We start from the raw sequence: 20,776 nt of genomic DNA on the forward strand, positions 1-20,776 counted from the left end.
TTATTATTTTAACATACTTTATTCTTCATTAACATTATAAATCTGTTCAACCATTTCGTAAAAAACATCATTTGTCTTTGCTCTACCGCTCGTTTTGTTCATATCAACAACAACTAAGGCATATTTCGGATGTTCCGCAGGAAAAAAACCGGCAAACCATTTATGATATAATTTTTTTCCATTGTCGTTCAATGTTCCCGTTTCGGCAGTGCCTGATTTGCCGGCTACTTTAACAGGCAAGCTTTGAAACGCTCTGCCGGTTCCATCAGGATGAGCGACTACTTGAAGCAGGAGATCCGTTAATTTTGATGATGTTGCAGGGGAAATTTTTTCTCCTTTCATCAAATGGTTCTTGAATGTATACATCGTTTCTCCGTTTTTATATAAAATTTTATCCACGACTTTCACTTCTCTTTTTTCTCCTCCGCGAGCAATTGTAGCCATCATATTCGCGACAGCTAGAGGAGTAACCTTTACATTTTTTTGTCCGATGGAGGTTTGTGCGATGGCCTTTGCTGACTTTTTGTCGCTGTCATCTCCCCAAATCGTTCCTCTTTGCTCCCTTGGAAATTGTTTAAATTGATCGTAATGGTATACTTTTCCCGACCAGCCTGAGAAGCTGAGAAGGCCAAGCTTTTCTGCGTATTCTTCAATTATATTGCTCTTTTTTTGTATTAATTCCTGACCGATCGTAGCAAACGCATAATTGCAGCTTTTCGCAAAGCTTTCTTCAAACGTAAGCGTTCCAGCCCGCTTTTCTTCCTCTTTTTCTGTTTGGCCGTAGACATTCCGGTCACAATTAAATGTTCTTTCCGGTTTGATCATGTTTGTGTCGATCGCTGCTGCAGCGATAACGGTTTTAAAAACAGAACCAGGAAACATTGCCGAAAGCATTTTATTTTCATATGTTTTTGGATCATTCCGGTCCAGATCCGGTTTGGAGGCCATTGCAACTACTTCGCTGTTTTCAATGTCTAACAGAACGAGGCCGCCTTCATTTATTTGATGTTTTGTTAAAATTTGTTCAGCTTTTTCTTGCAAATGTTTGTCAATTGTTGTTTGAACGGCAATTGGGTAAAATGGATTGGAATCGGCAATATATTTTACATTGACGCCGAAAAGAGGCCTGCCGAGACCATCAACATGATATAAAAGTCTTGACGCATCTTCCGGCTGCAAAAATTCATCAAACGCCTCCTCCAGTCCAGTCACGCCTACTTCAGGACTTAATGACGTGATCTCTTTGTCAGGGTATCTTTTTTTCCATTCTGTTTCATTTTCGCTTGTCATCCCAATAAGATGGGAAGCAATATTGTCTGATTGCTCTGTTTTCATAAAGATGCCGAATACTCCCGGAATTTTTAACTTATTGATGGCTTTTATATCCTGTTCATCAAGTTGAAATCCTTTTTCTTTATTCAACAAAATAGGTTCATTTTTCGTTCCTTTCAATAATTGTTCGATTTCATCCTTGCGAACAGAAATGGCTGCCGCCAATTGATCGATCGGCCATTGATAATTTTTCAGAAATGGAAATAAAACGAGCGTAGGCAAATATGTTTCGTTCAAAGGTTTATTTTCACGATCAATAAATCGACCCCGCCCATCATCTATAATTACTTCTTGTGTCCTCTGTTTGACGCTTTCTTTCATCAAATTGACATCTTGTTCTGAAAATGACTCGGTTTCAAGCAGTTGAATTTGCGCAAGTCTATATATGAGAACACCCATTAACAAAATGATGAAGACGCCTATATATTTTATTCGCTTATTCATAAAAAAACACCTCGTCTTATATTTTCGACGAGGTGCGCACATCTTAAACTATATTAAAGGCTATCAACATTAATCAACACGTACAATTTTGACTGTCATATCGCCGCCAGGCGTCTGAACTACAACTTCTTCCCCTACTTGACGGCCGAGCAGGCTTTTAGCCATCGGAGAATCATTGGAAATTTTCCCTTCGAAAGGATCTGCTTCTGCACTTCCGACAATTGTATAAGTTTCTTCTTCTCCATCAGGCAATTCAATAAACGTAACAGATTTTCCAAGTGAAACAGTTGTTTTATTTTCTGTGTCTTCTTCAATAATTTTCGCATTGCGAATCATATTTTCGAGCGTTGTAATGCGTCCTTCTACAAAAGCTTGCTCTTCTTTTGCTGAATCATATTCAGAGTTTTCTGATAGGTCGCCAAATGATCTTGCCACTTTTATTCGTTCTACAACTTCTTTTCGCTTTACCGTTTTTAAATACTCAAGTTCTTGTTCAAGTTTTTCTTTCCCAGCTTTCGTCATAGGAAATACCTTTTCTTCCGCCATAATAGTCCTCCTTTTCTTTATATCCCCCTAATGGTTCCTAAAAAATGAAAGAACTTTTCTGCCGTTCTTTCGACAGAAAAGAATCTTTTATAACATAGTTATAGAAGGAAATATTTATCTATGATATGTTATTACAAAATAATCGGCAGTTCAAGAAACGTTTTGCTTTTTTATAAAAAAATCCAGATTCTTCCCCTATCTTGTCTCTTTTCTCATCATATTATACGGATATAGCGGATGCTCGCACTTGAAGCGGATTATTTGCAAAGGATGTCTTGCTGCATCCAATTCATTTCCGTCTTCATCCCAAATTTTATCGATGACAATGCGAAAATTGTCAATTTGCGGACCGAAAAATTCTACTTCGTCACCGGGTCTGAAATGGTTTCTTTGCTGCAATGTCACCATTTTCGTTTCTGGATTCCAGTCAAGCACAAGCCCGACAAAGTCGTATGCTGTTTTTTTGCTGTGAGTGCCAAATAATTGCTCTTGATAACCAGGCACTCCTTCAAAAAAGGCAGGAGCCGTTTCTCTGTTCGCGCATTTATCCAATTCTTCCAGCCATTCCTGTTTCATGACAAAATGATTGGGATCGGCGCAGTATGCATCAATGACTTTGCGATATACACTGACAACAGTTGCAACATAGTGAATGGATTTCATGCGGCCTTCAATTTTCAAGCTGTCGATCCCCATTTCAATCATTTTCGGAATCGACTCAACCAATTTTAAGTCTTTAGCGCTCATTGCAAATGGCGAGTCTTGCTCATCAAACATAGGCACTTCTTTGCCTTTATAATATTCATATAAATCATAATCCCATCGGCAGGACTGACAGCATCCTCCTCTGTTTGAATCTCGCGCTGTCATATGATTGCTTAATGTGCAGCGGCCTGAATAGGCAATGCACATCGCGCCGTGAATAAACGTTTCGATTTCAATATCTACTTTTTCTTTTATTTCTCTAATTTCTTCAGCGCTCGTTTCCCGTGCTAGAACGACCCGCTCCAAACCTTCCTCCTTCCAAAATTGGACAGCTTTCCAATTCGAAAGGGATTGCTGGGTGCTTAAGTGGACTTCCAATTTTGGGGCTACCTTTCTGCACGTTTCAATAATGAGGGGATCTGCGACAATGACCCCTGACACTCCCGCGTCTTCGAGCGCTTTTAAATATTGATCGAGTCCAGGGATGTTTTCATTATGTGCATAAATGTTTGTCGTCACATATATTTTTGCCCCGTACTGATTAGCAAATTGAACTCCTTCTTTAATTTCCTCAATGGAGAAATTATCGGCATTGGAACGCAAGCCGTACTCTTGTCCGCCAATGAAGACGGCGTCAGCACCGTACATGACGGCGATTTTTAATTTCTCCAAATTTCCGGCAGGTGCAAGAAGTTCAGGTTTTTTCGTTATGACCCTTTTGCCGTTGATAATTGTTGAAATTTTATCTTTCACAACCGGCATGCGAACTCCTCCTTTAACGTTTTTTTAATAAACGGTCTCTTTAAAGAAAAATCCTGTATCCAACGGGCGGTTTGGCGGCTGTATTTCCTCAATTTCAGCGTACAGCTTATCTTTAACATTTTCATATTGCTCTCGATCCTCAGCGCATAAATCGATCGCCTTCCGATACTTTTTCGTCACTTCTACAATATATTCCGGAGTTTTCAGCACGCCATCTATTTTAAAAGAATCAATTCCTGCATCAACCAGTTCCTCCAGCTCGTCAATGATGCAAATATCATTCGGACTCATAATATGGGTTCCATTTTCATCCTCAAAAATTGGATATTTGTTATTTCTCTCTTTATCATGCAAAAACATATTTTTGCCGTATTTATAATTGTGAATTTCCATCGCTTTCCCACGATATTCAAAATAATTGCCGATAAGAGATCTTTTGGACTGAAACATGCACGTCATTCCGTGGACTTGGACTTCTATTTCCACTTCTGCATGCTCTTTCGTTTCAATGACAGCTTCCATGCTTAACTCCCGAGCTAGTACTGCACGCTTGGCGCCTTTCCTTCCCCAATAGTTGCATGCATACCAGTTGGTTGCGGTTGTTTCCGTATTCCAATGGAGCTTCATCTCCGGAGCAACTTCCCTAACAGTCATTAACACAGCTGGATCACCGAATACAATCGCATCTGCTTTCGCATTATGAACAAATTTTACATAATCTGCAAGCTCGTCTACTTTATCATTATGAAAAATTGCATTCATTGCAACGTATACTTTTTTTCCATATTGATGGGCAAGGTCAATCGCATCTAATACATCTTTTCGATGAAATTCCCCTGCAAGCCTTAAGCCATAACGCTGTTCGCCGATGATAAAAGCATCTGCGCCAGCTTTGCAAAGGCTCTCAATATTTTTGACATTTACAGGTGTGACGAGCAGTTCGGGTTTTTTCATTCCCCTTCACCCCTTTTTATACTGAAGGCTAATCCGTCGCCTATCGGAATAATAACGGTATCCCAATCGGGCTGATTCATTAGCCATTCATTATATTCTTTAATTTTCTTCGCTAAAGATTTTAACCTTTTTGATTCTATCATTTCTTCAGCGACTAGTCCTTTAAAAAGAACATTATCCGAAAAAACGACCGCTCTTTTTGACAGCAAAGGTTCATATGCTTGAAAAAAACGTTTATATTGCCCTTTGCTCGCATCGATAAAGAGCGCATCAAACGGACCGTCAAGCTTGACTTCCTGTACGATTTCTAGAGCATCACCGTGATAAATGGTAATTTGATTTTCAAGACCGCAAGCTCGAATATTTTGTTCCGCTAGTTCAAATCGATGAGGATCTATTTCAATCGTTACAATTTTTGTGTTCGGCAGCGCTTTTGCCATCCGAATCGCCGAATAGCCGATCGCCGCCCCAATTTCCAATATTTTGTTCGGCTGATGGAGCTTTAAAATATGAAGCATGACAGACAGCGCCCGCTCTTCCATAATCGGCACCTTCTGCTCTTTTGCATATGCTTCTAATTGAACTAATTTTTCATCTTTGTTAGTAGAAAAATTTGCTAAATATTCCTCAATTTTTTTGTTTGGCAAAATGGACACTCCTAAAAAACTCCCTTAATCAAAGAAGAGTTCTGTTCGAACTCTTCAAGTTTGTTTTTTTAGCTCGATATATTTTAACATAAAAGAAAAAGGAATGCGAATCGCAAACCTTTAATCCTTTTCCGTAATATGCTTAGCTTTTTCTTTGTTATGCTCATCCAGCGTCTTCGTAAATATAACTTCCCCTTCTTTCGTTGCGAGAAAATAAAAATAGTTTGTATCGGCAGGATTTGCTACAGCATCTAGTGACTGCTTGCCAGCATTGGCAATCGGCCCCGGCGGAAGTCCTTTATTTTTATATGTGTTATAGGGAGAATTGACTTCTAAATCTTTATAGTATACGCGCTCCTTATGCTTTCCTAATGAATATAAAACGGTTGGATCTGTCTGGAGAGGCATGTTCTTTTCTAAACGATTGTAAAAAACGCTGGCTATTTTTTCCCTGTCGGCTTTTTCCGTCGCTTCCTCCTCCACTAAAGACGCTAATGTTAAAAATTGATGAGTGGAAAGACTCAGCTCTTTCATTTTGTTTCTATAAGGAACAAGCATTTCATCTGTCTTTTTAATCATTGTTTCAATGATTTCCGACAAAGGAGGAGATTCCTCATAAAACGAATAAGTAGCCGGATACAAATATCCTTCCAATGCATATTTTATACGTCTGTTGAAAATGTCATCTGTTATTGTATTAGGATACTTTTTTTGCATTTGTTTGATAAACTGCTGGTTTGTTAATTGGTTCATAATTTCTTTTTTTGAATAGGGAGTATGTTTGGCGATGATGTCAGCAATTTCTGATAGTTGCAATCCTTCCGGGATCGTCAATTTAATAGCTGCTTCTCCCATTAATTCGCCTTTTTTTAAGCGTTCAACGATTTCTTGAATCGTCATAGATTGATTAAATTGATAATTTCCTGCTTGAAACCCTGATTCATTTTTAAATTTCACGTAATATTTAAACACGATCGCACTTTTAATGATGTCATTTTTTTCTAAAATAGAAGCAATTTGCGATACGGAAGATCCAATCGGAATTTGTACCTTTACAGGTTCCTTATTATCCGGATCAACAGGCTTTAATGCAGATCGCACATATAAATACCCGCCGCCAATCACTCCAGCAAATATAACAACAAAGGCAATCAGGACAGTTAACACAGTTTTTCGAACAATTTTCGCTATATGCAGTTTTTCTTGGAGTTTCTTATCCAAAAATTCCTTATTCGAATCCGAATCCGCCATCAATTCATCCTCCTTCCGTCCCGATTATTATACTACATACACGCATTTATTCGTCAAAAATCTCCATTTTTTATAGGAAGAAATTGTTTTTTCATTTGGATGTAAATCACCTCAACAAAAAAAGCACCGCAAAACGGTGCTTATTCCTCTTCTAAAAATGTATTTAAAACGGCCTCGATCATTTCCCATTCTTCATCGGTTTCCACAGGCTCCAGCTTCCCGCCTTCACCGTCTTCATTGGGAATGTAGCTTGCTGCATGAATTTCTATTCCATCTTCGTCTTCCTCATCATCGATGCCGATCGGATAATAAAGAACGTAAGATTTGTCAAATTCGTCCGAATTAAACGTAAACAAAATTTCGTATAGTTGTTCATTACCGTTTTCATCAATAACGGTAATATGTTTTTCACCTTCCACTTATTTCACCTCAATTTATTGTTGACTGTCCAAATAACTTTGCAAAATAATCACCGCAGCCATTTTATCAATGACTTGCCGTCTTTTTCGCCGGCTTACATCCGCCTCAATGAGAAATCTTTCGGCTTCCATCGTCGAAAGGCGCTCATCCCATAAAATGACCGGAAGCTGAAACTGCTCCTTCAAAAGCGCGGCAAAGCGCTCGCTTGCTTCTCCCCTTGGTCCAACGGTGCCGTTCATATTTTTCGGATACCCGACTACTATTTTTTCTACCTCGTATTTCTTTATCAGTTCAGCGAGTCTTTGAATCCCGAACTCGCCTTCATCTTCATTTATGCTGATCGTTTCCACACCTTGAGCAGTCCATCCCAGCTCATCGCTTACCGCAACTCCTAATGTTTTTGAACCTAAGTCTAACCCAATGATTCGCATTTTATTCCTCACGGTTGTTTTTCAAATAAAATTTTACAAGCTCTTCAATTAATTCATCTCGTTCAATTTTTCTAATCAGATTGCGTGCGCCGTTATGTCTAGGAATGTAAGCAGGATCTCCGGACAACAAATAGCCGACGATTTGATTGATCGGATTATAACCCTTTTCTTCCAGTGCATTGTATACGGCACTTAGAACTTCCTTGACATTTGTCTCAACAGGTTCTTCTGAAAAATTAAACTTCATCGTTTTATCGAAGGAACTCAATTTTTGCACCTCTTTCCTAGACTAAAAAGCGAATCTGCTTGTCTACATCCATTTTACACTATGAATGGAATTTATGAAACGGATTTCACCCAGTCTTCGACAAAACGAAGAGCTTCAGCTAACCGTTCAGGATTTTTCCCTCCCGCTTGAGCCATGTCAGGTCTTCCGCCGCCGCCGCCGCCACAGCGGCTTGCAATTTCCTTAATTAATTTTCCAGCATGGAACCCTTTGTCAACTAAGTCTTTTGTGATGCCGGCTGCTAAATTTACTTTTCCGTCTGATACCGTTGCTAGCACAACAATAGCCGAGCCGAGCTTTTGCTTCAGTTCATCGACCATGCCGCGCAATCTGTTCATATCTTTCACTTGAACTTTTTCCGCAAGAACTGTTACACCGTTGATCGTTACCGCTTTTTCAGCGATGTTCCCCGCTTCCAGATTGCTAAGCTTCATCGTAAGAGATTCGTTTTCCCGCTGTAGTTCTTTTATTTCTTGCTGCAGACTGTCAATTCTCTCCGGCAGATTTTTTACATTCGCTTTCAGTTTTGCCCCAATTTCCTTTAACAATAAATATTGTTCATTCATAAACCGGTACGCTTCTTTTCCTGTCACCGCTTCAATTCGGCGGGTTCCTGCACCAATTCCAGTTTCGGAAACAATCTTAAACAGTCCGATTTCCGCTGTATTTGTTACATGGCATCCGCCGCAAAGCTCAAGCGAATAATCGCCTACTTGAACAACGCGAACAATTTTTCCGTATTTTTCTCCAAATAAAGCCATCGCGCCCATCGCTTTCGCTTCGTCAAGAGGCATGTGCTCGATAGAGACTGGAATGCTTTCCCAAATTTTCTCATTTACAATTCGTTCAATTTCTTCCAGCTCTTCTGTTGAAACTTGTCCAAAATGTGAAAAGTCAAAACGGAGACGGTCGGAAGCAACAAGCGATCCAGCTTGGTTGACATGTACGCCCAGCACGTCCTTCAGCGCTTGGTGCAGCAAATGTGTCGCTGTATGATTTTTCACGATGGATTTTCTAGACTCTGCACAAACGGAAGCGTAAACTGCTGCTCCTTTTGTCAAAACGCCTTTTTCGATGACAGCCCGGTGCAAGTGTTGGCCGTTCGGCGCTTTTTGCACATCTTTTACGTTTAAGACCACATCATCATTTTTGATGATTCCTTTGTCAGCAATTTGACCTCCGCTTTCAGCATAAAAAGGCGTCTCGTCCAATATAATTTGGACCTCTTCCCCGCTCTCGGCTTGATCGACTAATTCCCCATCTTTTATGATCACAAGCACCCGTGCATTTGCTTCTAGGGTATTGTAGCCAACAAATTTGCTTTCCTCTTTTAATTCCACAAGAATTCCGCTTTGCACTTGCATCGAGTCGACATCCTGTCTGGCTTTTCTTGCACGTTCTTTTTGATGCTCCATTTCTCGTTCAAAGCCTTCATAATCCAGCTCCATGCCTTCATCTTGTGCGTATTCCTCCGTCAATTCCACTGGAAAACCATATGTGTCGTAAAGCCGAAACACATCTTCGCCTGGAATTATTCGGCTACCCTGTTCTTTCTGCTTTTTGATTACATCCGCTAAAATGGCAAGCCCTTCATGGAGAGTCTCATGGAAACGCTCTTCCTCATTTTTAATTACCTTTTGAACAAAGGATGCTTTTTCTTTTACTTCCGGATAGTAATCGTTCATAATTTCCGCTACAACCGGAACTAATTCATACATAAACGGGCGGTCTATGTTGATCGTTTTTGCATACCTAACCGCTCTGCGGATAAGACGGCGAAGTACATACCCTCTGCCTTCATTAGAAGGTAGCGCGCCGTCTGCAACAGCAAATGTAACCGTGCGGATATGGTCGGCAATCACTTTAAAAGCGACATCTTTCTCTTTGTCGGTTCGATAAGCTTCCCCCGAAATCTTTTCGGTAGCTTGAATGATCGGTAAAAAGAGATCTGTGTCAAAGTTGGTCGGCGCATTTTGAATGACAGAAACCATTCGCTCTAAGCCCATGCCTGTATCAATATTCTTTTTTGGAAGCGGAGTGTAAGTTCCATCAGGATTATGATTAAATTGAGAAAAAACAAGATTCCAAACTTCCAAATAGCGTTCGTTTTCACCGCCGGGATAAAGTTCCGGATCATTTGGATCGTTTCCAAATTCTTCTCCACGATCATAAAATATTTCAGTATTTGGTCCGCTTGGCCCTTCACCAATATCCCAAAAATTTCCTTCCAAACGGATAATTCGTTCTTCCGGCAACCCGATTTTATTTTTCCAAATGTCATACGCCTCTTCATCTTCCGGATGAATAGTAACTGATAATCTATTTGGGTCGAAGCCAATCCATTTTTCGCTTGTTAAAAATTCCCATGCCCATTCAATCGCTTCTTCTTTAAAATAGTCGCCGATTGAGAAATTTCCGAGCATTTCGAAAAATGTATGATGGCGCGCTGTTTTTCCGACATTTTCAATATCGTTTGTTCGGATTGATTTTTGTGCGTTAGTAATTCTCGGATTTTCAGGAACAACCCTTCCGTCAAAATATTTTTTCAATGTTGCGACACCGCTGTTGATCCACAATAGTGACGGATCATCAACCGGAATTAAAGAAGCGCTCGGTTCAACCGAATGTCCTTTTTCCTTAAAAAAATCTAAAAACATTTGACGAACTTGTGCTGAAGTGAGCTTTTTCATGGCATTCCTCCTAAAATGTCTTCATTTTTCTCGCAAAATAAAAACTCTCGCCTATGTAAATGCTCTGATTTACACAGGGACGAGAGTTACTCGCGGTACCACCCTGATTATGAGCCAATTGCTCATCACCTTCATTTGCCGTAACGTGGCATTTTCGTCAGGTTTTGCCTGCACTCAGAATTAGCGTTCTGTTGCCCTTCATCTAGAGCTTCTTTCAGCCTCGGAAGCCCCTCTCTTTTAAGATGGACTGCAACATACTCGATTCGTCATCGCTTTCATGCACTTATTCCATGTCTATCACGAATTATAGACAAGGAAAAATCGCTTGTCAATGCGCTTTCCTTAGACGGATGATATGCAGCAATATCTCTTTCAGAACAGTGATAAAAGGCACAGCTAAAATTAAACCGATCACTCCGCCGATTTCTCCGCCCGCCAAGAGCGCCATAATAATCACCATCGGATGCATATGCAGGCTTTTCCCAACGATGAAAGGGCCAAGAATATTACTTTCAATAAATTGCAGCCCAAAAATGATGAAAAGCACTACAATTATTTTGTTAATGGAGAGCGTTGCAGCGACCATCAAAGCAGGAACCGCACCGATAAATGGACCGAAATAAGGAATAATATTGGTCATTCCGATAATCGTCCCTAAAATTAACGGATATTTAATTTTAAACAGCCAAAACAAAATCGAAGCCGCCAGCCCGATCAGAAAACAAACAAATAGTTGCCCCCGCAAATAACTTCCGAGCGACTCATCGACGTTTTCTAAAAAACGTCTCCCTTCACGTCTCCATTTCTTCGGGGTGAAGTACCAAATGGCTTTTTTCATTTTCTCATAATCTTTCAACATATAAAAAACGAGAAAGGGGATGACACCAATAATAACAGCATAATCAATAATTGACTTCATGCTTGAAAGCATCCGTTCAAGAAAGGCAGCAACGGATGTTTCCATTCCAGCAATAAAAGATTCAATTCGATGATGAATTTCTCCAGGTAAATTGGTTGTTCCGTCATGAATTTTATCCGTCCAGCTTTGGTAATATTTTGTAAACATAGGGATATTTTCGGAAAGGTCTTTCATTTGTTCAACAAAAATTGGGACACCTTTATAAAAGCTAAAACCGACTCCTCCGAAAAAAATAAAATAGATGATGAGAATCGAACATGTTCTTGGAACACCTGAACGGTAAAGTTTTTCCACTACGGGATGAAGCAAGTAGGTAATGAAGCCGGAAAGCATAAAAGGAATTAAAACAGCTTTTAACATTTTGAAAATAGGAAACCAAATGACTTTTAGCTGAAGAACCATATATACAAACAATGATAAAATGAGAAAAAAAATGATTCGGAAAAGCCATTTCCGCTCTCGCTCATTCATCCCGCATCCCTCCTCTTTTTATTTTGAGGAATGCTCACGAAAATATGCATGAAGGCGCCCATTTTAGGCGCCTCAAATCGCACGATCTTCTTCAGGAAACAAGTCATCTAAAGAACTTAGTGTTCCGTCTTCTTCTACTTGATGTGTGTGAATAATGCCTTTTGTAACGGTAAGCTCAATAAAACAATGCCAACAATAATACTGATTGACTCCGATTTTTCCAATATCTTTGCTTTTACAATTCGGACATGTTAACAAACAGGGACACCTTCTTTATTCATTTATTTAATTATTTATTAATCCGGTATATTCTCGCTATGCACACTACTATTTGTTACCATTTTCCAAAAAATTATACGTCTCTATAAAGCATGCTTTTTTATGCTTAAACAATTTGTCCCCTGTTTGTAGCATCATCTGTCAATCGTTATCGATCTTATGGAAAGGAACAAATTTATTATCCTTCGCCCTCTTCCATAAAATCATATGGAGTGATGTTCTCCATCCCAATGTTGGCATCTTCTAGTGGAAAAGGAAGCTCCTCTTTCAGCTCGGCAAGTTCAGACGTTTTCAGCCTCTCTTTTAAGGTTGTCTGCCTCATCGACTCCTGATTGTTGTATACTCCCATTTTTAACGCTTCCCATTCTCCGCACATAATTAAAAATTGCTTGCTCCTTGTAACCGCTGTATAAATCAAATTTCTTCTCAACATCCGAAAGTAGCCTTTTACTACCGGCAAAATGACAATCGGAAATTCGCTTCCCTGCGCTTTATGGATGGAGCAGCAGTAAGCATGAGTAAACTGATTAAAATCTTGCTTCGTATAGGTTACTTCGATACCGTCGTAAGAAATGACCACCATATCTTCTTTTTCGACATTTTCTTTTGCGTAAAAAATAGAAACAATCTCCCCAATATCGCCATTAAACACGTTTTGATCAGGCTGATTGACGAGCTGCAGCACTTTGTCCCCAATTCGGTAAATAACGTTACCATGCTTGATCTCTCTTTTTTCTTTTGAAGGGGGGTTTAACATTTCCTGAAGCATTTCATTCAACTGATCAATGCCGGCAATCCCTCTGTACATCGGTGCCAACACCTGTATATCCTTCGCAGAATATCCTTTTTTCAAAGCGTTCTCAATTACTCTCGTTATAACTTCTTTTATTTGTGATGTTGTACAAGGAATAAACGATCTGTCTTGTGTCGTTTGCAAAAGGTTCGCTGGAAGAGTTCCTTGGCGGATTGAATGGGCCAAATCAATAATTGTAGATCCTTCTGCTTGTCTATAAATATCTGTCAGCGTAACAACTGGGATTCGTCCGGATTGAATCAAATCGCGAAGCACTTGGCCGGGTCCAACGGACGGAAGCTGGTGTTCGTCTCCGACAAGAACAATTTGTATGTCCGAAGGAAGCGATTTAAACAATTGATGCATGAGCCAAATATCAACCATTGATACTTCATCAACAATCAGAAGCTTTCCAGAAATCGGATGATCTTCATTGTGTTCAAACCCTTCTGAACCATTCCATCCTAAAAGGCGGTGGATTGTGACGGCAGGAAGACCGGTTGCTTCTGCCATTCTTTTTGCAGCTCGTCCAGTAGGTGCCACCAGTACAATGGGAAACGGCTCTTCCTTCTTTTGATATTCTTTTGGGTTCAATGAAAGGCCATGGAGGTTCGCATAAATTTCAACGATGCCTTTGATAACGGTTGTTTTTCCCGTTCCAGGCCCGCCGGTCAGCAAAAGAATCGGCGAATGAATAGCCCGCTGAATGGCTTCTTTTTGAGAGGGGGCATACTGAACATTCATTTTTTCTTCCAGTTTTCCTAACTCCAGCAAAAATTCTGATTCAGGAAACATATCTTGAAATTGGTTTTGGGTTAAAATTTCTTCAATGTTATTGGCAAGTCCCACTTCAGCATAGTAAAGAGAGGGTAAATAAATTCGATCTTCCTCGACGATAATTTTTCGATCTTCTTCCAATTCAAGAATGATTCTTTCAATATCCTGATCAGATATGTCTTCTCCATTTTGGGTGAGCAATTTTTTCGCTTTTTCCATCAGCTGAACTTTTGTAACATATACATGTCCTTCTTTTACAGCATCTTGTTCAATAGTGAACAAACAAGCCGCCTTCAGCCGGTCGGGATGATTGCCGGAGATCCCAAGCTCTCTCCCAATTTCATCCGCTCGAATAAAGCCGATCCCTTCAATATCTTCCACCAATTGATATGGGTTTTTTTGAATGATTTTAAGCGTATCCTCCCGATATAGCTGATAAATTTTCATCCCAAGTGCAGGCCCAATGCCAAGCTGATTTAATCCGATTAAAACCCCTTCTAAACCTTGATGTTCCTTCAGTGTTTCAGCCAGTATTTTGGCTTTTTCCTTTGAAAGCTTCTTCACTCTTTTTAATGAATCGGGATCCTCCAAAATAATCGAAATCGCATGTTCGCCCAGTTCATTCACGATCGCTTTCCGCTGTTTTTTTGCCGATTCCTTTAAAAAGCCCGCTTGATAAATATTGAATAACTCCTTCTTTCGTAGTTGGAAGCTCCTTTTGAAAACGCTCGGCTTGAAATTGTACGCCGAATTTTGGATGGTATTTTTTCGCGCCAAAAAACGTATAGCTGTCATGTAATTGGAGAAGAGGAAAAAAACCCGTCACGGTCACTTGATCTTGCTCAAACTGTTCATTCGTCTCTTCAATTTTCACTTTAATAACAGTATAAAAATTTTGCTCATTCTGGAACACAATATGTTTAATGACTCCGCGAACAAAAGGAGTACTTTCCTCATGAAACAAACTCTCCTGTTGACCGCCCATCCTCTTTCCTCCTAATTTCGTTTAAATCATTTCTTCTAACAGCCTTTTCCCGTTGCCCGCAAGCAAATGATCCGGTTGAATGGAAAGCGCCATATCAAACATTTTTAAAGCTTCTTCTCTATTTTCTTCAAATGCGTACGCAACACCTAAAATTATAATAAGCATCTGCGTGATGTTGATCGAGGTCGATCGTTTTTTCAAACTCTTTTTTTGCTTCTTGAATGTGGCCTGCTTGTGCTAAACATAAACCATATTGAAAGTGAGCGCTGGCGTCTTGTTCATCCAGCTCAACCGCCCGCAAAAAATACGGAAGTGCAAGACGGGGCTGTTCAAGCTGGTAAAGAGACATTCCAAGCATAAAATAGACATCTTTATGAGCAAGCCCATACTTTTCCGCCTGATCAAAAAATGTTTTCGCTTTAAGATAATCTCCCGCATTATAATGAACGGTTCCAATGCCGTAATACGCAGTAGCCGTCCCTTTATCAATCTCAATCGCCTTTTCATAAAATTTCAATGCTCTTTCTGCATCACCTGAAGAGGCAAGCAAATTCCCAAAATTTACGTATAACACAGGGTCGTTTGGATTTTCTTCCAATGCTTCTGCAAAATATTTCGCTGCTTCTTCCCATTTCCCTTCTTTTATTGCTTCTAAAGCCAGTTGATTTTTATGCATCCATTTCATCCTTTCACATCCAAAGGCAAAGAGGCTGCGCCAAGTTAACAAATCTCATTCCGATCGGTACAGCTTAACTCTTTAACCGACATACCACAGTTTTTCGCCGTTGCGAAATACTTTATCGATAATGCCGCCTCCCAGACATTCCTCTCCATTATAAAAAACGACAGCTTGTCCTGGTGTAACGGCACGGACCGGCTGTTCAAACGAAATTTGTGCAGTTTGATCACCGATCATTTTCACTTTTACTGGCTGATCAGGCTGGCGGTAGCGAAATTTTGCGGTGCAAACAAGCTCATCTGTTGGTTTTACACCGGTTATCCAGTTTACATTTGTTGCGATAATGGAGTCTGAATATAAATGTTCATTATGAAATCCTTGTTCAACATATAAAATATTATTTTTTAAATTTTTTCCAACCACAAACCAAGGATCGCCATTTCCTCCTATTCCGAGTCCATGGCGTTGACCGATCGTATAATACATAAGCCCGTCATGCTTCCCTTTTACCTCACCAGACAACGTCTCCATTTTGCCGGGTTGAGCAGGTAAATACTGGCTTAAAAATTCTTTAAAGTTCCGCTCGCCAATAAAGCAGATGCCTGTTGAATCTTTTTTCTTTGCTGTTGCCAAGTTTGCTTTTTCCGCAATTTCTCTAACTTCTTTTTTTTCAAGATGCCCGATGGGGAACATGACCTTTGACAGCTGCTTCTGATTCAGCTGATTCAAAAAATACGTTTGATCTTTGTTTGGATCCTTTCCTCTGAGCAATTTGTACACACCATCGCGGTATTTTACCCGTGCATAATGACCTGTTGCGATATAGTCCGCGCCTAAGTCAGCTGCATGCTCCAAAAAAGCTTTAAATTTAATTTCTTTATTGCACATGACATCGGGATTTGGCGTTCTTCCAGCTTTATATTCCTCTAAAAAGTAAGTGAACACTTTATCCCAATACTCTTTTTCGAAATTCACTGCATAATAAGGAATCCCAAGCTGATTGCATACACGGATTACATCATCATAATCTTGCGTTGCCGTACATACGCCATTTTCATCCGTATCATCCCAATTTTTCATAAAGACCCCGATGACTTCGTACCCTTGTTCTTTTAGGAGCAAAGCAGTTACAGATGAATCTACTCCGCCAGACATCCCGACTACGACTCTTGTTTCATGCGGCGCCTTTTCCATCTCTCTCACCTCTTTCTATTTTGACGTTAACCTTTTAACAATCTCGGCTGTTTTTTTGGCAGCCGATTCAATTTGTGCCTCCGTATTTCCTAAGCCGAAGCTGAATCGAACCGATGAAGTTATTTCTTTTGAATTTTTGCCAAACATTGAAACGAGCACATGCGACGGTTCAACTGATCCTGCTGTACAAGCTGAGCCGCTTGATGCCGCAATTCCCGCCAAATCGAGGTTGACAAGAAGCGATTCAACATTTGTTCCCGGAAAGAAAACGTTTAATATATGAGGCAGGCTGTTGTCAATCGAGCCGTTCACAGCGAAGGAAATGCCCTCTTGTTCAAACACATCGATCATTATTTGTTTAAAATGCACATATTGCTCTGTTTTTTCCTTTCTTGTTTGTTCTGCAATTTTTGCGCTTTCCGCAAACCCGATAATCGCTGGAACATTTTCCGTTCCGGCTCTTCTCTTCAATTCCTGCTCACCGCCATGCATGCGCGGAGTGAATTTCACCCCAGCTTTTGCATATAAAAAACCGATCCCTTTCGGCCCATTTATTTTATGACCGGAAACCGACAGCAGATCGACATTCAGCTCGCGAACATCAATTGGAACGAGTCCGTATGCTTGAACTGCATCGGTATGAAAATACGCTTGATGGTTTTGTAATAAGCTTCCTATTTCTGAAATAGGCTGTAAGGCACCTACTTCATTATTTCCATACATGACTGTGACAAGAATCGTTTCATCTTTTAAAGCTTTTTTAAGATCATCGACAGAAATAACTCCCGATTGATTGACAGGCAAATACGTAACGTGAAATCCGTTTTTTTCTAGATAGCGGCAAGATTGGAGGACAGCCGGATGCTCAATTTCTGTTGTGATAATATGGTTTCCTTTTTCTTTATTAGCAAGCGCTGTTCCAATCACCGCTAAATTATCTGCTTCTGTTCCTCCGCTTGTAAATATGATTTCTTTTGGATCGGCATGAATACTTTTGGCAAGGATCTCTCGAGCCTCATCCACTTCTCGTCTGCTTTCTCTGCCAAAAGAATGGATGCTAGACGGATTGCCGAAATAATCCTTCATAAAGGTTGTCATTTTATCCAAAACTGCGGGATGGACTGGCGATGTTGCCGCATGATCCAAATATATCCGTTCCAAAGTTAATTCCTCCCGACTTTAAATGTAAAACATGTAAGCGTCCTGCTCATTATCTCCTGTATGGCTTGCTAAATCATCAAGTGTCGTGTTGTCAAGAACGTCCTTCACCGCATCGCGGATTTTTAACCATAGATGCCTTTGAGCAGGCGGTTCATCTTCAATTCCTTCAACAGGGGTGATCGGTCCTTCCAACACACGGATAACGTCACCAGCCGTTATTTTGGACGGATCGTTCGCTAAAATATATCCGCCATAAGCTCCGCGAATGCTTTTGACAAGTCCGGCATTGCGGAGAGGAGCAATTAATTGTTCCAAATAATGCTCTGATAAATCATGAGATTGTGCAATACTTTTCAAAGATGTCGGTCCTTCTCCGTACTTTCGCGCCAATTCAATCATAATCGTTAAACCATAGCGTCCTTTCGTTGAAATTCTCACGTTTCTACACTCCTATTTTTTAGTTTTTTTCAAGATTTTCACCATCTTGGTTCTACTTTAAACTTTAGACATTATAGCATATTATTTTATTAGTGGGTAAATGAGATGATATGATTTTTATTTGGGAGCGATAAAATGGAACCTTTAGCGTATAGAATGCGTCCAACCAAAATAGAAGATATTATTGGACAAGAACATTTAGTTGGAAAAGGAAAGATTATTGAACGAATGGTGCGAGCTAAATATTTAAGCTCGATGATTTTATACGGACCTCCTGGAATCGGAAAAACATCTATTGCAACAGCAATAGCAGGCAGCACTAACACGCCTTTTCGAAAGCTGAATGCGGTTGTCCACAATAAAAAAGATATGGAAATTGTTGTAGAAGAAGCAAAAATGTCAGGGCAAATCATTCTCATTTTAGATGAAGTGCACAGACTTGATAAAGGGAAACAAGATTTTTTGCTTCCATATTTAGAAAACGGCATGATTATTTTAATCGGTGCAACGACAAGCAATCCGTATCATGCCATTAACCCGGCGATTCGGAGCCGCTGTCAAATTTTCGAATTGCACCCTCTTTCTCCAGATGACATTATGATTGCCCTGAAAAGAGCTCTTACAGACCCAAGAGGACTGAGCGACTTTCCTGTTCAAATCAGCGACGAAGCTCTAAGACATTTTGCCGAAAGCTCCGGCGGAGATGTGCGTGCGGCGTTAAATGGATTGGAACTCGCCGTTTTATCAACAAAGGAAGATGAGAATGGGAACATTTGCATTACGGTTGAAATTGCTGAAGAGTGCATGCAAAAAAAGAGCTTTTCCCACGATAAAGACGGAGATCATCATTACGATGTTTTATCTGCTTTTCAAAAGTCTATCCGCGGGTCCGATGTAAACGCAGCGCTTCACTATTTGGCCAGATTAATTGAGGCAGGGGATCTTTCTTCGATTGCAAGGCGTTTAACGGTCATCGCCTATGAAGATATTGGTCTTGCAAATCCGCAAGCGGGACCTAGAACTCTTTCGGCTATAGAAGCAGCAGAGCGCATCGGTTTTCCCGAAGCACGCATCCCTTTGGCCAATGCGGTGATTGAACTATGTTTATCCCCTAAATCAAACTCTGCTTATAAAGCGATTGATGCAGCTTTAGCCGACATTCGCTCAGGAGTGACAGGCGAGGTCCCTTCCCACTTGCGGGATGCTCATTATAAAGGAGCAAAGCAGCTTGGCAGAGGAGTGAACTATTTATATCCGCACGATTATGAATCAGGCTGGGTAAACCAGCAATATTTGCCTGACCCCATCAAGCATAAAAAATATTACAAGCCAAAAAGAACGGGCAAATTCGAGCAGGCTTTAGCGCAAATATATGAAAATATCGAGAAAAAGAAAAAAGAAAAGGACGAATAGGAAGCTTCGGTCATGTCCGCGTCATCTTGAAAATATAAATAGGATTGTCCAAAATGTCAAAACCTCATGGAAAACGTAAATAAAAGGGGGCGTCAATAAGCCGAAAAACGGCTTATTTGACACCCCCATTTTTTAATCGTCGTCGCCGACACGATAAATTTTTATATCCTTCAGCAATTCATTAATCACATGGCCAGCCATAATCAATCCGGCTACGGATGGCACAAAGGCATTTGATGACGGGGGCATTTTTGCTTTGCGGATCGTTGATTCGTTATTGCCGACTTCTTTTCTGACATCTTCTCTAATAACAACAGGGCGTTCATCAGAAAATACGACTTGAATTCCCTTTCGGATCCCTTCTTTTCGCAGTTTCGTTCGAATCACTTTGGCAATCGGATCTGTATGTGTTTTTGAAATATCTGCTACTCGGAAACGGGTTGGATCCGTTTTGTTGGCTGCCCCCATGCTTGAAATAATAGGAATATTCCGTTTCAGGCATTCCTTCATTAAATGAATTTTATAGCTGATCGTATCGCTGGCGTCAATCACATAGTCAGGGTTTAGCTTAAAAAAGTCTTCATACGTCTCTTCCGTGTAAAACATTTTTAATGCAATTACTTCACAATCCGGATTAATGTCAGCAATTCTTGCTTTCATTAAATCCACTTTCGGTTTTCCAACCGTCGACAAAAGCGCATGGATTTGCCGGTTAATATTCGTAATATCGACATCATCTTTATCGATCAAAATCAATCGCCCGATGCCTGATCGTGCAAGAGCTTCGACGGCAAAAGATCCAACTCCGCCAACCCCTAAAACGGCTACGGAGCTGTTTTTCAATTTATGTAAACCTTCTTTTCCAATCGCTAGTTCATTCCGGGAAAACTGATGAAGCAAAAAAAATCACTCCAATTTGACAAAATTCAGTGTACAAACTAAAAAAGTCCCAATTGTGCCGTCGCCGTTTCCTTCGTTTTGAACCCGCTCTCAGCAGGTGGGTGCCCTGTTCTAAAGCTTTGTAAGTCCTCGTGCCATATGCATTTGAGGCATTTACTCACTTTAGAAACTCCGGGCTCCCATTTAAATCGTTGTTCGGTCAAAACTAGGTGTACGACGCACACATCAGGACTTAAATTTTGAATAAAGAATATCATAATTAGCATGAGATTTCAAGATAAAAAACAAATAATGGAAAT

19 protein-coding genes, 1 other RNA gene, 1 pseudogene and 1 other annotated feature are annotated in these 20,776 nt (G+C 40.2%); of the genes and pseudogenes, 1 reads left to right on the forward strand and 20 read right to left on the reverse strand.

The annotated features are described in order from the left end of the window. Positions 1-18 precede the first annotated feature (18 nt). The 18 genes and pseudogenes from ACVIJU_RS14280 to cymR form a co-directional block, all read right to left on the reverse strand. A complete protein-coding gene (locus tag ACVIJU_RS14280; RefSeq protein WP_144596741.1) occupies positions 19-1,776 on the reverse strand; it encodes a peptidoglycan D,D-transpeptidase FtsI family protein in 1,758 nt (585 codons plus the stop codon). 69 nt (positions 1,777-1,845) lie between these two features. Next, positions 1,846-2,322, reverse strand: a complete 477-nt coding sequence (greA, locus tag ACVIJU_RS14285) for a transcription elongation factor GreA (protein ID WP_063388001.1) — start codon at positions 2,320-2,322, stop codon at positions 1,846-1,848. 195 nt (positions 2,323-2,517) lie between these two features. Further along, positions 2,518-3,789, reverse strand: a complete 1,272-nt coding sequence (locus ACVIJU_RS14290; RefSeq protein WP_456687704.1) for a peptidase U32 family protein — start codon at positions 3,787-3,789, stop codon at positions 2,518-2,520. A gap of 24 nt (positions 3,790-3,813) precedes the next feature. Then, positions 3,814-4,743 (reverse strand): peptidase U32 family protein, encoded by a 930-nt coding sequence (locus ACVIJU_RS14295; RefSeq protein WP_063387999.1) that lies wholly within the window; start codon positions 4,741-4,743, stop codon positions 3,814-3,816. Then, a complete protein-coding gene (locus ACVIJU_RS14300; protein ID WP_456687705.1) occupies positions 4,740-5,390 on the reverse strand; it encodes an O-methyltransferase in 651 nt (216 codons plus the stop codon). The genes ACVIJU_RS14295 and ACVIJU_RS14300 overlap by 4 nt, the downstream gene beginning before the upstream one ends. Before the next feature lie 120 nt (positions 5,391-5,510). Further along, entirely contained in the window at positions 5,511-6,641 is a 1,131-nt protein-coding gene (gene mltG / locus ACVIJU_RS14305; RefSeq protein ID WP_339210150.1) for an endolytic transglycosylase MltG, read from the reverse strand. A 140-nt stretch (positions 6,642-6,781) separates the two neighbouring features. Next, positions 6,782-7,060: a DUF1292 domain-containing protein gene (locus tag ACVIJU_RS14310; RefSeq protein WP_063387996.1), complete on the reverse strand. Its 279-nt coding sequence runs from the start codon at positions 7,058-7,060 to the stop codon at positions 6,782-6,784. A gap of 15 nt (positions 7,061-7,075) precedes the next feature. Further along, entirely contained in the window at positions 7,076-7,492 is a 417-nt protein-coding gene (ruvX, locus tag ACVIJU_RS14315; RefSeq protein WP_094246262.1) for a Holliday junction resolvase RuvX, read from the reverse strand. 1 nt (position 7,493) lies between these two features. Then, on the reverse strand, positions 7,494-7,760 hold the full coding sequence (locus tag ACVIJU_RS14320) for an IreB family regulatory phosphoprotein (RefSeq protein WP_063387994.1): 267 nt from the start codon (positions 7,758-7,760) through the stop codon (positions 7,494-7,496). 71 nt (positions 7,761-7,831) lie between these two features. Next, positions 7,832-10,468, reverse strand: coding sequence for an alanine--tRNA ligase (gene alaS / locus ACVIJU_RS14325; RefSeq protein WP_094246263.1), 2,637 nt, complete (start codon positions 10,466-10,468; stop codon positions 7,832-7,834). Positions 10,469-10,540: 72 nt separating this feature from the next. Beyond that, positions 10,541-10,747 (reverse strand) — a binding site (T-box leader). A gap of 49 nt (positions 10,748-10,796) precedes the next feature. After that, positions 10,797-11,858, reverse strand: a complete 1,062-nt coding sequence (locus ACVIJU_RS14330) for an AI-2E family transporter (protein ID WP_063387992.1) — start codon at positions 11,856-11,858, stop codon at positions 10,797-10,799. Positions 11,859-11,930: 72 nt separating this feature from the next. Continuing rightward, a complete protein-coding gene (locus tag ACVIJU_RS14335) occupies positions 11,931-12,116 on the reverse strand; it encodes a hypothetical protein (protein ID WP_094246265.1) in 186 nt (61 codons plus the stop codon). Between the two features lie 199 nt (positions 12,117-12,315). Continuing rightward, positions 12,316-14,388 carry an SF1B family DNA helicase RecD2 gene (gene recD2 / locus ACVIJU_RS14340; protein ID WP_456687950.1) on the reverse strand — a complete coding sequence of 691 codons (2,073 nt, stop codon included), beginning with the start codon at positions 14,386-14,388 and terminating at the stop codon, positions 12,316-12,318. After that, a complete protein-coding gene (locus tag ACVIJU_RS14345; RefSeq protein WP_456687706.1) occupies positions 14,327-14,692 on the reverse strand; it encodes a YrrC family ATP-dependent DNA helicase in 366 nt (121 codons plus the stop codon). Before ACVIJU_RS14345 ends, recD2 begins: the two co-directional genes overlap by 62 nt. Positions 14,693-14,713: 21 nt before the next feature. Further along, positions 14,714-15,368: pseudogene (locus ACVIJU_RS14350) on the reverse strand (tetratricopeptide repeat protein). Between the two features lie 81 nt (positions 15,369-15,449). Next, positions 15,450-16,565 (reverse strand): tRNA 2-thiouridine(34) synthase MnmA, encoded by a 1,116-nt coding sequence (mnmA, locus tag ACVIJU_RS14355; RefSeq protein ID WP_063387989.1) that lies wholly within the window; start codon positions 16,563-16,565, stop codon positions 15,450-15,452. 15 nt (positions 16,566-16,580) lie between these two features. Beyond that, entirely contained in the window at positions 16,581-17,726 is a 1,146-nt protein-coding gene (locus ACVIJU_RS14360; protein ID WP_327863353.1) for a cysteine desulfurase family protein, read from the reverse strand. 18 nt (positions 17,727-17,744) lie between these two features. Further along, positions 17,745-18,164: a cysteine metabolism transcriptional regulator CymR gene (gene cymR, locus ACVIJU_RS14365; protein ID WP_063387987.1), complete on the reverse strand. Its 420-nt coding sequence runs from the start codon at positions 18,162-18,164 to the stop codon at positions 17,745-17,747. 135 nt (positions 18,165-18,299) lie between these two features. Between cymR and ACVIJU_RS14370 the strand changes: the two genes are divergently transcribed. After that, positions 18,300-19,577, forward strand: coding sequence for a replication-associated recombination protein A (locus ACVIJU_RS14370; protein WP_063387986.1), 1,278 nt, complete (start codon positions 18,300-18,302; stop codon positions 19,575-19,577). A 132-nt stretch (positions 19,578-19,709) separates the two neighbouring features. Here ACVIJU_RS14370 and ACVIJU_RS14375 read toward each other — a convergent pair whose 3' ends face one another. Both ACVIJU_RS14375 and ssrS read right to left on the reverse strand, forming a co-directional pair. Further along, positions 19,710-20,477, reverse strand: a complete 768-nt coding sequence (locus ACVIJU_RS14375) for a tRNA threonylcarbamoyladenosine dehydratase (protein ID WP_063387985.1) — start codon at positions 20,475-20,477, stop codon at positions 19,710-19,712. Positions 20,478-20,519: 42 nt separating this feature from the next. Then, positions 20,520-20,712: non-coding RNA, 6S RNA (ssrS, locus tag ACVIJU_RS14380), on the reverse strand. Positions 20,713-20,776 lie beyond the last annotated feature (64 nt).

The organism is Aeribacillus sp. SP014, from assembly GCF_054055575.1.

Coding starts and splice junctions, on each gene's coding strand:
- greA (WP_063388001.1), bottom strand. CDS start 2,322: ATGGCGGAAGAAAAGGTATTTCCTATGACGAAAGCTGGGAAAGAAAAA.
- ACVIJU_RS14295 (WP_063387999.1), bottom strand. CDS start 4,743: ATGAAAAAACCCGAACTGCTCGTCACACCTGTAAATGTCAAAAATATT.
- alaS (WP_094246263.1), bottom strand. CDS start 10,468: ATGAAAAAGCTCACTTCAGCACAAGTTCGTCAAATGTTTTTAGATTTT.
- ACVIJU_RS14290 (WP_456687704.1), bottom strand. CDS start 3,789: ATGCCGGTTGTGAAAGATAAAATTTCAACAATTATCAACGGCAAAAGG.
- ACVIJU_RS14330 (WP_063387992.1), bottom strand. CDS start 11,858: ATGAATGAGCGAGAGCGGAAATGGCTTTTCCGAATCATTTTTTTTCTC.
- mnmA (WP_063387989.1), bottom strand. CDS start 16,565: ATGGAAAAGGCGCCGCATGAAACAAGAGTCGTAGTCGGGATGTCTGGC.
- mltG (WP_339210150.1), bottom strand. CDS start 6,641: ATGGCGGATTCGGATTCGAATAAGGAATTTTTGGATAAGAAACTCCAA.
- ruvX (WP_094246262.1), bottom strand. CDS start 7,492: ATGCGAATCATTGGGTTAGACTTAGGTTCAAAAACATTAGGAGTTGCG.
- ACVIJU_RS14280 (WP_144596741.1), bottom strand. CDS start 1,776: ATGAATAAGCGAATAAAATATATAGGCGTCTTCATCATTTTGTTAATG.
- ACVIJU_RS14345 (WP_456687706.1), bottom strand. CDS start 14,692: ATGGGCGGTCAACAGGAGAGTTTGTTTCATGAGGAAAGTACTCCTTTT.
- ACVIJU_RS14370 (WP_063387986.1), top strand. CDS start 18,300: ATGGAACCTTTAGCGTATAGAATGCGTCCAACCAAAATAGAAGATATT.